This window comes from Vibrio sp. 10N.222.52.C12, from assembly GCF_041474215.1.
Lineage (GTDB): Bacteria > Pseudomonadota > Gammaproteobacteria > Enterobacterales > Vibrionaceae > Vibrio > Vibrio crassostreae_C.
Genome location: NZ_JBFRTR010000098.1, coordinates 1 through 12,323 on the forward strand (window position 1 = coordinate 1; position 12,323 = coordinate 12,323).

14 protein-coding genes and 1 pseudogene are annotated in these 12,323 nt (G+C 42.2%); 10 read left to right on the forward strand and 5 right to left on the reverse strand.

Annotated elements, in window-relative coordinates:
* The first annotated feature begins 70 nt into the window (after positions 1-70).
* Positions 71-958, forward strand: coding sequence for a LysR family transcriptional regulator (locus tag AB4623_RS17475; RefSeq protein ID WP_102427927.1), 888 nt, complete (start codon positions 71-73; stop codon positions 956-958).
* Here AB4623_RS17475 and AB4623_RS17480 read toward each other — a convergent pair.
* Entirely contained in the window at positions 950-3,631 is a 2,682-nt protein-coding gene (locus AB4623_RS17480; RefSeq protein ID WP_017069918.1) for a bifunctional acetate--CoA ligase family protein/GNAT family N-acetyltransferase, read from the reverse strand. The genes AB4623_RS17475 and AB4623_RS17480 overlap by 9 nt on opposite strands.
* Before the next feature lie 216 nt (positions 3,632-3,847).
* On the opposite strand from AB4623_RS17480, the gene AB4623_RS17485 reads away from it, so the two are divergent.
* A complete protein-coding gene (locus AB4623_RS17485; RefSeq protein ID WP_372147040.1) occupies positions 3,848-4,411 on the forward strand; it encodes an SPOR domain-containing protein in 564 nt (187 codons plus the stop codon).
* Between the two features lie 179 nt (positions 4,412-4,590).
* Positions 4,591-5,586 carry a D-alanine--D-alanine ligase gene (locus AB4623_RS17490; protein WP_017064584.1) on the forward strand — a complete coding sequence of 332 codons (996 nt, stop codon included), beginning with the start codon at positions 4,591-4,593 and terminating at the stop codon, positions 5,584-5,586.
* Between the two features lie 155 nt (positions 5,587-5,741).
* Here AB4623_RS17490 and AB4623_RS17495 read toward each other — a convergent pair whose 3' ends face one another.
* Positions 5,742-6,710: a tyrosine-type recombinase/integrase gene (locus AB4623_RS17495; protein WP_102427925.1), complete on the reverse strand. Its 969-nt coding sequence runs from the start codon at positions 6,708-6,710 to the stop codon at positions 5,742-5,744.
* A gap of 100 nt (positions 6,711-6,810) precedes the next feature.
* On the opposite strand from AB4623_RS17495, the gene AB4623_RS17500 reads away from it, so the two are divergent.
* The 7 genes and pseudogenes from AB4623_RS17500 to AB4623_RS17530 form a co-directional block, all read left to right on the forward strand.
* Positions 6,811-7,179, forward strand: coding sequence for a DUF3319 domain-containing protein (locus AB4623_RS17500; protein ID WP_017060095.1), 369 nt, complete (start codon positions 6,811-6,813; stop codon positions 7,177-7,179).
* Between the two features lie 3 nt (positions 7,180-7,182).
* The gene (gene yciH, locus AB4623_RS17505; RefSeq protein ID WP_008221404.1) at positions 7,183-7,494 is read left to right on the forward strand and encodes a stress response translation initiation inhibitor YciH; all 312 of its coding nucleotides are present in this window, start codon (positions 7,183-7,185) and stop codon (positions 7,492-7,494) included.
* 464 nt (positions 7,495-7,958) lie between these two features.
* Entirely contained in the window at positions 7,959-8,381 is a 423-nt protein-coding gene (locus AB4623_RS17510) for a phage protein (protein ID WP_017073518.1), read from the forward strand.
* 24 nt (positions 8,382-8,405) lie between these two features.
* The gene (locus AB4623_RS17515) at positions 8,406-8,582 is read left to right on the forward strand and encodes a hypothetical protein (protein ID WP_167855760.1); all 177 of its coding nucleotides are present in this window, start codon (positions 8,406-8,408) and stop codon (positions 8,580-8,582) included.
* 113 nt (positions 8,583-8,695) lie between these two features.
* Positions 8,696-8,938 (forward strand): type II toxin-antitoxin system ParD family antitoxin, encoded by a 243-nt coding sequence (locus AB4623_RS17520; RefSeq protein ID WP_372147079.1) that lies wholly within the window; start codon positions 8,696-8,698, stop codon positions 8,936-8,938.
* Positions 8,935-9,240 carry a type II toxin-antitoxin system RelE/ParE family toxin gene (locus AB4623_RS17525; RefSeq protein ID WP_372147042.1) on the forward strand — a complete coding sequence of 102 codons (306 nt, stop codon included), beginning with the start codon at positions 8,935-8,937 and terminating at the stop codon, positions 9,238-9,240. The genes AB4623_RS17520 and AB4623_RS17525 overlap by 4 nt, the downstream gene beginning before the upstream one ends.
* A pseudogene (locus AB4623_RS17530) lies at positions 9,234-9,338 on the forward strand (IS110 family transposase); the annotation flags it as partial. The gene AB4623_RS17525 and the pseudogene AB4623_RS17530, both read left to right, overlap by 7 nt.
* Positions 9,339-9,370: 32 nt before the next feature.
* Here AB4623_RS17530 and AB4623_RS17535 read toward each other — a convergent pair.
* From AB4623_RS17535 to AB4623_RS17545, 3 genes are all read right to left on the reverse strand, one after another.
* Positions 9,371-10,675: an SIR2 family protein gene (locus AB4623_RS17535; RefSeq protein WP_372147044.1), complete on the reverse strand. Its 1,305-nt coding sequence runs from the start codon at positions 10,673-10,675 to the stop codon at positions 9,371-9,373.
* A 140-nt stretch (positions 10,676-10,815) separates the two neighbouring features.
* Positions 10,816-11,589 carry a hypothetical protein gene (locus tag AB4623_RS17540; RefSeq protein WP_372147045.1) on the reverse strand — a complete coding sequence of 258 codons (774 nt, stop codon included), beginning with the start codon at positions 11,587-11,589 and terminating at the stop codon, positions 10,816-10,818.
* Positions 11,590-11,719: 130 nt separating this feature from the next.
* Positions 11,720-12,286 (reverse strand): hypothetical protein, encoded by a 567-nt coding sequence (locus tag AB4623_RS17545; protein WP_372147047.1) that lies wholly within the window; start codon positions 12,284-12,286, stop codon positions 11,720-11,722.
* Positions 12,287-12,323: the final 37 nt, after the last annotated feature.

Here is a 12,323-nt window from a genome sequence, read left to right on the forward strand (position 1 = left end):
ATTCAGTTCCATTCATTTTGTGAATACTTCTGTTTTTTTGATGTAAATCTCAATTTATAGTAGGAAAGCTATGCATAGCCCAATAACACTTGAAGCATTACACATACTAGATGCTATCGATCGTCGTGGAAGTTTCGCCGCAGCAGCGAATGAAATGGACCGAGCGCCATCATCATTGAGTTACCAAATTCAGAAGTTGGAGCAAGATCTAGACATCATGATTTTTGATCGGTCTGGGCATCGTGCAAATTTCACGGAAGCGGGGCAGTTAATACTAGAACAAGGCAGGATAATTCTTGGTGCGACTGAACAACTCGTTAACGATGCGAGTATTCTTGCTAATGGTTGGGAGCTAGATCTAACTATCGCCTTTGATGGCATTATCCCGATTGCTAACTTTTTCCCACTGGTAGATGAACTAGGAAAAATCAGTAAAACACGCGTTCGTTTGCAAGAGGAAATCTTAGCGGGTTGTTGGGAATCTCTCACAGATGGTCGTGCTGACTTATTGATATGCCCTAAGCTCGAGACAATTCCAAACGATATGAAAAGTGACGTAATTGGTAAAATGGAGATGGTGTGGGTCGCGGCATCAAGCCACTATGTTCACAAGCGTTCTGGTGAATTCGATCAGAAGGCGAGAGAAAGTTACAGGGTTATTGCCATTGCAGACACCGCACGCGATCAGCCAGCACTAAGCATCAATATTCTAGAGAAACAGCCACGTTTAACCGTGACGAGCTTTCCTGCGAAAGTAGAGGCTTTGACATCAGGACTAGGGATTGGCACCTTACCGAATAGTGTCGCTAAACCTTTGATTGAATCTGGCGTACTACAGCAGATCTCCGGTACAGAACCACAACCGATCGATATTGTTATGGCTTGGCGACGCAACAAAATGGGCGACGCCAAGTCTTGGTGTATCCAACATCTTAAAAAGACATGGGCGTTAAAGTAACGGTAACACCATATCTGCAGTACCATCTTCAAAACTGATATCTAGCTTAAAACCGAGCTTTTGAGCTAGTGTCAGCATCCCTCTATTGGTTGGCATCGTCATACCCGACATCTGCTTGGTCTGCTTCGCACGGCAGTAATCGATAACCTTGGTCATAAGAATGCGACCTAGACCAACACCTTTAAGGTCAGAACGAATCAATATTGCGAATTCGGCGTCTGTGTTCTCAGGGTTAATCAGCGCACGGGACACGCCGATGATCGCTGGAACGCCTTGTTCCTCGCGAACGACCACAAAGGCGATTTCTCTATCGAAATCAATCTGAGTGAAATTCGCCAACGCCTCATGATTGAATTCACCGACATCACTAAAGAAACGCTTATAGAGATCTTCCTTAGACACACGGTTAATGAAGTCAGCATGAAGCGGTTCATCTTCGGGAAGAATAGGGCGTAACAACACTTCGGTTCCATCTTTTAGCTGGATACGTTCTTCAAGCTCGACCGGATAAGGGCGAATCGCAAGACGTTCCTGTGGATCGCCTTCGTACGCTTTCAAGATGATATCGGCATCTAATATCGTGAACTTGTCACCATTGGCCAGTACTGGATGGATATCCAAATCATGTATTTCAGGGCAATCCACTACCATTTGCGATATACGTACCAATAACTCAGACAAACCTTCTATATCGATGGGGTTAGGGAGTTTTTGTAGACGAATCTTGCCGCTTTTTATCGCTCGAATAATCAAGTAACGCGCCAGTGTCATGTTGAGCGGTGGAAAAGCAGCTGCGGCATCAATCGACTCATCCCACTCCGAACCACCTTGTCCAAGTAATATGATTGGGCCGAAGGTTTCGTCTGTTGTAACCTTAATACGCAACTCTTGGCCGCCCGCGAGCTTAGCCATACCTTGAATTAACAAGCCGTGGATGTTTGCTGTAGGGAAGGATAATTGAGAACGATCGAGAATTGCCTGAGCCGCATTGGCAACTTCACTGCTGTTTCGCAAATTGAGCATCACGCCTTGTACGTCTGACTTATGTGCAATATCCGGCGAACGTAATTTTACTGCGACGGGATAACCGATCGTTTCAGCGATGTGTACCGCTTCACTTGGGTCAGAAGCGATCCAAGTTGGTAACACATCGAGGTTGAAGCTCTTGAAAAACTGACTGTTTTGGTGAGTATCAAGGCTAACTGTATCTTTATCCAGTAGTTTTCTTTCTATCCAACCTTTCGCATCTGCTAGATCTTCAATGTGTACTTTTTCTGCAGTGGTCGGCGTTTCCATTAACTGACGTTGGTTACGTCTGTACTCGACTAAGTGCATGAATGCGACCACAGAGCTTTCAGGGGTCCGATAAGTTGGGAAACCCGCTTCGGTAAACAGCTTTCGTGCGGGCCTTGCTGTTAGCTCACCAGACCAATTCGTCAGGATGTTAAAGCGCTTGTGGCGAGGGTGCTTCTTAATCGCTTCAATAATTCGTTCTGCCGTTTTAGCGGAATGTGCGACCGCTGAAGGGCTGTGCATGATAAGAATCGCGTCTGCTTCATCGCCATCGAGTAAGATGTTTATAGTGTCGATATAACGTTGATCACCAGCGTCGCCGACAATATCGATAGGATTGCTATGAGACCAACTCGATGGCAAAACCTTGTTCAACTTATCAAGTGTCTCTTCTGAAAACTCTGCGAGCTTACCACCGCGGTCAAATAGGGTGTCCACAGCCATAATCGCAGGGCCGCCACCATTAGTAACAATAGCCAAGCGCTCGCCTCGCAATGGTACTGAATGAGTCAGTGTTTCTACCGCAGCAAACAGTTCATGTAAGTTCTTAACTCGTAGCATGCCGCTGCGTCGGATTGCGGAATCATAAATAATATCTAATGTGTCGGCACCGCCAGTGTGAGCCATTGCTGCGGCTCTGCCTTTCGCCGTTCGACCGCCTTTCAACACCAAAATTCGTCGGTTACGCGAAGCCGCACGCGCTGCAGAAATAAAGCGCCTCGCATCAGTAATGCTGTCTACATAAAGCAATATCGCTTCGGTGTGAGAGTCGGTACTGAGATAATCCAATAACTCCGAGAATTCGATATCGCTACCATTGCCTATAGAGATAAACGCCGAAAAACCGATCTCTTTGTCATTAGCCCAATCGAGAATAGTGGTACACACAGCTGCCGACTGAGAAACAAAGGCGATCTTACCGGGTAATGCTGTCACTGGAGAGAATGAGGCGTTCAAATTTAACCAAGGAACAATCACCCCCAAACTATTGGAACCCAACACTCGAATGTTGTGCTTTTTGGCAATCGCTAGGCATCGTTCATCATACGTCTCACCATTATCGCTTTCTTGCTGCATGTCTGAAGAAAGCACAATGACAGAGGCTATACCTTTCTCAGCCAGTTCTTCAAAAATAGCGACATTACGGGTCGCATTGGTACACAAGATTGCGAGGTCAGGAACAATCGGTAACGACAAAATGTTCTTGTAAGAAAGCACACCGGCCACTGAATCATATTTCGGCGTAACCGGCATCACCGCACCTTTAAAATCCCCATGCAACAAATTGTTCATAACAATATATCCTGCGCGTGTTTCTCGTTGAGAAGCACCAACAACAGCGATTGAACGGGGTTTAAGTAGGGGATCAAGATGATTCATAGACATATCCTAGCAATGCACGTAACTTCATCGTAACTTACTTTGCACTCACAGGTTGATGGCAAATTCACCGAATTCAGATGAATAAGCAAACACTGCATAAAGTTTGTGAAATAGGTCACCCACTAATGGTGTATAATCCCAAAGTTAACTTGATTCTAAACCGACGTATCGGCATGATTTATAGTAATTATTATTAAGGATATAGAGCTTTCCATGAAAAAATTTGCAATTGTGACTTTGCCACTGCTCTTGGCTGCGTGTGTATCTGACGACTACGTTACCAATGTCACTTCAGATAGTTATCAAGAAGAGTACAAAACGGCAAAAGTTGAAGCTCCAGTTGTATCTCAATCTGAGCAAACAAGCGTTGTTGAAGAAAATGTTGTCAACGTTATCAGAACCGAACCTGTTGAACAGAAAGTCGCTCAAACGACTCAAGCTAAGCCAGTTGCAGTAGTGACAGGCCCAACCAAGAAACAACAAGACATGAACCAACGTTTTGGTTACACAGTTCAAGTTGTTGCTGTTGGCAGCCAAAGTAAAGTCGATTCTTTCGTGAAAATGCTACCTACGACTTCTAAACCAGTTTGGGAAAACTACAAAATGGTTAACGGCACTAAGTGGTTCACGGTACTTTATGGTGACTACGCAACACGCTTAGAAGCTAAAAAGGCAATCTCAACACTACCGAACACTTTCCAAAACTTGAAGCCGTTCGTTAAGAGCATTGATGACATCAAGAACTCTGAATACCCAACGCTTAACAAGTTGAACTAAGTTTTGATTCATAAAGAAGGGGCAAATGCTCCTTCTTTTGTTTTAAGACTCGCTGTTTTGTTTAATAGTTAATCGCTCGATCTTTCGAACGCAATTTTAACAATCAAAACACTGTACCTATCTCGACTTTTGTTTATCATTGAAGTCAGTACTCCTAGTTTCAAGGACCGAATTTACCCATGAACACCACAAACATCCTTCTACTTTGCGGCGGTGGATCTTCAGAGCATGAAGTATCTTTAGTTTCAGCCAATTACCTTTTTGAACAACTTAATAGCGTTGCAGATTTTAACGTTGTAAGAGTTGAAATTAAGAACGAAGGCTGGTGTCTTGATTCAGGTGAATTGGTTTATCTTGATATTAACGACCAAACCTTACGCGGTGACAATTTAGCATCTAAAGTCGATTTCATTGTGCCTTGCATACACGGTTTCCCAGGTGAAACAGGTGACATTCAATCACTGTTTGAAATGGCTAAAATTCCATACCTAGGTTGTGGTCCAGAAGCAAGCAACAACAGCTTTAACAAAATCACGTCAAAGCTTTGGTACGACGCACTTGGTATTCCAAACACGCCGTACCTGTTCTTATCAGACAACAATGATCAAGCTCACTCACAAGCAACTCAAGCATTTGAAAAGTGGGGTAAAGTGTTTGTGAAAGCGGCTCGTCAAGGTTCTTCTGTAGGTTGTTACCAAGTTAACCAAGTAGAAGATTTAAGCGAGGCTATCAACAAGGCGTTCACTTTCTCGGACCAAGTATTGGTTGAGAAATCAGTGGTGCCTAGAGAGCTAGAAATTGCTGCTTATGAAATCGATGGCGAGCTACACATCAGCAAGCCGGGTGAGGTGATTGCACCGAATGGCGCATTTTACTCTTACGAAGAGAAGTACAGTGCAGACAGCCACTCGATCACTGAAGTTGAAGCAAGTAATTTAACTGACGAACAGCGTGAATTGATTGCAGACAGCGCACGAAAAGTCTTCACCCAGATGAAGCTTCGTCACTTGTCTCGTATCGACTTCTTTTTAACGCAAGACAACGAAATCTACCTGAACGAAGTCAACACCTTCCCAGGTATGACGCCAATCTCCATGTTCCCTAAAATGGTTGAACATGACGGCCACAAATTCAGCCAGTTCTTAGAAAACTGCGTGAGAACAAGCCTTTCTTAGGTTTCTAACTCGTTTTCGTTCACTTAGAGCTGAACCAACAAGTGCCTTGAGCTTTCGCCAAGGTGCTTTTTGTTTTTAACGCTAACCGTTTTTACAAATATCGTTTTAACCATAACTTATATCAAAATAGTAATATCCAAGTAATCTGCGACCCGTCATTGCCAAGGTATTAACGCCTTAAACTTCATCTTCTCACTATCAGCCGTTCCCGTGAAACCGACATATTGAGCTGGCATTGCCGGGCTAAGCCAACGACCAAAGTCCTGAATCTCTCTCACCTTAAGACCTTGTTTCGACAACTCTTGTGCAGCACCAACACGAATCGAATTTCCAGAGAAATGGTGATTTTCTGGCAGTTGAAGTAAGTCGCTAGCTCTTCTCAATATCCTATAGATGGACGAATCATCTAAAGGCTGCAAACCAATATTCTCATGCTTGTCTATCGCACGAAATACTGGCAAGTCATCTTGTATACCAGTAAACGAAAGCCAACGTTGAAGTGCAACACTGGCTATTTGTGACAACTGATAAGCCGAATCTTTGACTGTTACTTGGTAATGATCTTCAACGTACTTAACATCACTCATCGATAACAACTTAAGCTCTGAGCGCTTTAAAGCACACTCGAACATCACGTTATAAATAGCAATGTCTCTGATCTCTTTCAGGTTTGCTTTCTCATGGGAGAGTAACGTATTCAAATCAGTGAGATGCACAGATGTCATAGCATTGGTTTGTTTAGCGTCACCGGCCATTTGAGATTGTAAGTGGAGTAGGGTAAAGCGAACTTGCCTGTGCTTGATCGGGTTAGCAAAGCTCAACACAGTATGTAACATGCTAAGCGTTGCAGTGTAACGTTTTAGCGATGCGTATTTTCTATCGTTAGACTCCGTTTCAAGAAAACGACGAACAGCGGTTATAGATGCGGGAAGTGTGTTAATACGATGTTTGGTACAGAACGCATGATAGCGATTCCAATCACTGTAAATGCCCAACAGTGAATTGCGAGAGTATTGAAATCCTGTCAACTCATCTATAATTTCTATTGTCGCGTTGCTGTTTAATTTTTCAACAAATGAATTAATTATCACAGAGTCAGTTAAAATAGGGACTTTTTTTCTCAAATTACCATACCTCGACAGGTGTTTTTACCATATTATGCTTGATATCATTATTAGTATACTTATGATTAATGCAGTGAAAACAGAAAGATGATTAATAGATATGGCTAATTCAATTTACCGAAGCGTCCATCTTCAATCGATAGATGCTAACAACACAGTTTGGCGTGCTAAGTTAAAAAACAACGTTATTCAGGGCAACCTGGCTGCCGTGAAGAAGAGTATTGATTGGTGGATTGATACCGCATCTATTATTGATCCAAAAGAATTCATGTCATTAAATAAGTCGAGAGGAACTGGTGGCTCGACTGAAAACTTCAACGGCTACCAAATCAAGAATGACACCGGTGAGCCTAATGCGTGGTATTGCATGTTTAACGGTCGCTTAATCAAAGGCGGCAAGGTTGCAATCCAACGCCATATAGAAGCTTACTTACTCGCAAAACAAAAAGCAGAGCAACAAAAGAAGTAAATTATGAGCCTAGTATATTCAACAGAAACAGGTCGCATTAAGCCTGAAGAAGAGAAAGTCCAACGTCCTAAAGGCGATGGTATCGTTCGAATCCAAAAAGAAACCAAAGGCCGTAAAGGCAAAGGCGTTTCTGTCGTAACTGGCTTAGACCTAGATGACGCACCATTAAAACTAATGGCAGCAGAACTCAAGAAAGTTTGCGGCTGCGGTGGCTCAGTAAAAGATGGCAACATCGAAATTCAAGGTGACGCGCGCGACAAGATCAAAGCGCACCTTGAAAAGAAAGGCTACAAAGTTAAATTTGCTGGCGGTTAATCTCTAACTAATACCAGGGTTAAAATCGAAGATTATTATCACTGGTTATTAGGTATTTTATGGTAAATAGCCAGTATGGTTAAATACACAGTATAAATTAGAGAATATCGGCACAATACAAAGGCAGGGCATCGCACAAAGATACCTGCCTTATAAATACCAAACACCATTTAACATAACGTACATAATGCGCACCGAGAGTGCGTGAAATCTGATAAGTTTCAGCACCTTAGTCCTTGCAGATTTTGCGTACACGCGTGTTATAGACGCTTGAAATTCAAAATGTTTCCACATAAATACGATCATTAATTAGTTTTCGTCCTTCCATTTTGCGTTATACCTAGTTTTCGTCACTGTTCTTTTTTCCGGTTTGACGACAAGTTTCATCGAATTCACCGATGGACATCGTGTTTTGTCATCGAAAAAATAATTCGACGGATGTTTGATAACTTGAAGGAGATCACATGCTCACGCCTCGCTTTGCCGATCTGTTGAATCGCTACTTCGACGACATTCATGAAGCCGCCGCGTATTTTTACGTGCAACCAATCACGATCAAGCGCTGGCTGTCTGGCGCGGTACCAGTCAATCCACTGGCCGAAAAATTGATGAACATTCACGCCCGTGGTTACTTGCCCCTGGATCATCGTTGGAACGGATTTCGAATTAACGTTGATCGCGCGATCCTCATTACCCCTGAAGATCGGGAATTCAATCCCAAGGAATTGCTCAGTTTTGCGTACTGGCGTGACGAGCACCGTCAACTGGTTGAACGACACGGCAAAATTGAGTCCCCGAAATACTATCCAGCCAAGGAGCATCCCTTGCCATTTCGTGGCGGTCGTCGTATGCCGCCTAAGCCCTGGATCCCAGCCAAATTCAAATAATAATCAAGATAAATAGGATTAGCGATGAAAGTGAGTGTCTATATCGATCAAGCGCTGTTCAACCAAGCGCTAAAAGCCGCCAAAGGCTCGGGAATGACGCCGTCCCAAAAAATCGCCCATTGGGCAGAAATGGGTCAATTCATGGAAACCAAATCCCTTGGCTCACTAAGGCTGATACAAAGTGGTCGTAAAAAGACATGACTCGCCTACCTGCTTTCATTGATTTAGCGCAAGCACGGAGACAAACGTCACGCTTGCGCCAACGTTTATCTGATACCATAATTAGGTATTATTTGGTATTTGGAGAGAACATCATGGCGAGAAATACAAGCATCACCTTGGGTGAACACTTTGAGGGGTTTATTGCGAGCCAGATCCAAAGCGGTCGTTATGGCTCGGCCAGCGAGGTGATCCGCTCGGCGCTGCGTTTACTCGAAACCCAAGAGACGAAGATGAATACGTTACGACAGCTGCTCGTGGAAGGTGAAAACAGTGGGATCGCGGATTACGACCTCGATACTTTCATTAACGAACTCGACAGTGAAGGGAGAAAATGACGCCTTTTCAGCTCACGAACAAGGCAAAGGCCGATCTTAGAGACATTGCCTTGTTTACTGAGCGTCGTTGGGGTCGAAGGCAACGAAATGTCTATCTCAGACAGTTCGATGCCACATTTGGGCGCTTAGCGGAGAATCCGGGGCTAGGAAAAACCTGTGATGAAATCAGGCCAGGTTACCGAAAAATCCCGCTGGCCAGTCATGTCATTTTCTACCAGAAAACGAATAACCAACCTACTCTAATCATCCGAATTTTACATAAAAGTATGGATGTGAACTCAGTCTTTAGTAGTCGAGATTAAAAATTTTGGCATCAGTGGAGAGCGACAATATGGTTGTAATACTAAATTCGATGCTAAGAGACGGTGTTATGTGGGATAACAATAGCGCCAAAAATTAGCTATTGACGCCATAGTCTCTTGTTAGAAGCTATCACTGGTTGATCACTTGCTCACCGTCAGCTGAGATGTGATTATCGTTGAAGTACTCAATTATTAATTGTCTATTGTCGTATGTAAGACTGTACCAACCTTTTTTCCAAGCTGTAAATGCATGCCATGAACGGCCCAGAATCAGCTTTTTGGACATATTGCCAAAAGATGTATTAACGGCAGATAAGTACACCTTCTCAAGAGGAGTTTCCTTTATATCCATAATTGAACCTAAATGAATAAGCCAGTTGGCCAAATGTACATATTGCCCCCAAGCACCATTCTCAGAAGTAAAGTTGTCTTTTCTTATCAAAATGTCCTTTAGGAATTTCATGACATCAGGATGAGATATGAGAATTCCATTAGAGGATAATGTCGCAACAATCTCGAAGAATGAATCACTCTTCTTTAAATACGTGTCCGTAAATTTCTTTGTACCTTCCAGAACTGGCATCAGTAGGTTCTTAGACTTTGCTACACGGTCTTTAATATTTTCATGCTTGTTTAGGATCTTGGAGATAAAATCATCGATTTCAGTATTGTCGATAACACGCAGACCATAGCTTCTATCGTAATAATCTTTAACGTTCTGATCCACTTCACTACGAGATAAAAAGAATAGGTTTTGTCTATTTATATCGTGAAGACGATTCGATCTTTGGTTGTTCAAAATAGCTCTAAAATTGATATCACCGAGAGAGTAACCAATAATAACAGTAGTATTTTCCTCAATAAGAGTCTGAATTTTCTTTGAAAAGTAATCAGGTCTATTGATAAATCTAAAGTAGTCATCAGCTGTAACCACCATTTTCTTTGGATATTTAACGGAACCATGTACATGATATATCTGAACACCCTTTGGCTGCCTATTAACGGGATAACCGATAGCGTATGTCGTTGAGTCTTTATCCTCTAGAAGTCCCTTCTCGATCAACTCATCGTAGTTCGTCGTTATAAACTTCAAATCAGGAAATCTTTGAACAAACTCTTTTACATCATCCGCACTATTTCCTAATTTTAACTTGCGAATGATCTTGGCAATTTCACTATGTAGGCATTTACCTTCAGACTGCATTCTTGCCTGTATTATGCTCGCACATTCTTCTAGAGGCATTACTGGCTTATTATCGGGGAATAATTGTTCAATAAGCTCGTCACCATTTTCAATTTTCTTTGCACATTTTTTTAATAGATTTAACCAAGATGGCGCTTTCAAATCGGTAACATGCATAGAAAACCCTGTTCCTACAAACATACATATCGATTTTGATTCCAATGCATAAGCTAATTCGTAGTAAGGATCCAATTCTTATTCTCCATATTGCGATGATATTTCTTGGGCTAACGCAGCATTGAGGTGTGAGAAGCGCTTGCCAATACTTTGAGCGAAGCGAAAACACAAGCGTTGCGAAAACACAAGCGTTGCGAATCACTCTTAAATATTTGTTAGTTATTAATTTCCACACGCTTCATTTCATTGAGTTTATCCTTTAACCTTTGCTCTCTGCTAGCCTTGAAATTCTCTAGTTTCAACTGGGCAAAGCCGTCTGGGTTGATCTTACAATGATAATGATGGTGCTCCTTAAGCCTATTGTCTTTCTCTTTGGCCAGCTCAGATTCTGTTTTTACTTTTCGACCAGTTAAAGATAACCATTTATCAGCACATTTATACCACGCTACAACTAGAGCAAGAGCCGAAAAAAGAGGATGAGACCAACCAAGAAATGCAATCAGAGCTGGAATTATTACAGCTGTAAATAGAGTAAGCCATTTAATGGCAGATATACCTAGAATACGTTGCTTCAGATCTTGCTCTGCTTCCTCGGAGTTTTTGCTAGGAAGATCTTTGTAGGTTAATTTGAGCGTATTATTATCTGGCATTGATTTTGCTAGTTCACCCTCAAGGAAACCACCCCAGCGAAATGTTTCAGGAGAAATGCCACAAATATAACCAACACCCGTGATAGTTGATATTCTCTTGGAAGAGTTGTTTTCATATGCGGGAATTACTTGCAATGGCACATTGAAGCGTTGAATCCAATATTCGAATTCTTTCTCTGATATTTCCTTACATTCTTCTAGGCTAAACTCATCAAGTAACCTGACAGATAAGACAGCTGTACTATCGTTAATTTTGTCACTGACAAATTTTGGAGTGTAAGAAACGTAATAACCTTTACGCTTTTCTCGAACATTTTCAAATCTAACCCAAGGTTCCATACTTCCCCTGAAAACTAACGCCCAATAAAGTTGTGAGCAACGCTACCACATAACCTAAACACTGCGCCATGATCACCAAACAAATTGAAACCAAAAGCGCCGAGCGTTGCGAATCAGCTTGAATTATTTGTTAGCTGTTTTGCCACTCATTACTTCTAATTTTTCTACGAATTTCTCTTTCGACAGTGCCAAGAGCATATCTCTTATTTCCCTTCAACGAACACCTTGTCGTATCACAGCGTTCACACAAAAAATCTGTTTTTTGCTCCAAACCGTCATGTCTATAGTCCCACCTGTTAGGTACAAATTCAGAATATACTAATTCATTCTTACAGGACGGACACAAACACCACAGGCTTTTAATTTCACCATTTAAGTAGTACCAATTCCAATCAGCTCCAAATAGGTAATCTGATTTATATAGTTCTTCCACTCCTGGTTCTTTTTGTCTTATCATTAAGGAGACCAACTTAATTAACGTTGGAAGTGACAACACAATTAATAGTACTAGCACCCATCCGTAGGCTTCGTGTGTAGATGAAAACCACACCCAAATCGAAGTCAGCAGTCCCCAGCACCATAGTGCAGCCTTGACCAAGAGTTCTCTAAACGGAGACCAAAAAGATAGAATAATTCCGCCTACTACTGAAGCAATGACACCATTACGGATTGGATGAGACTCCTTATTATTATTCAATATTAACTCCTACCTACTTATGGACAGCTAACAGCTA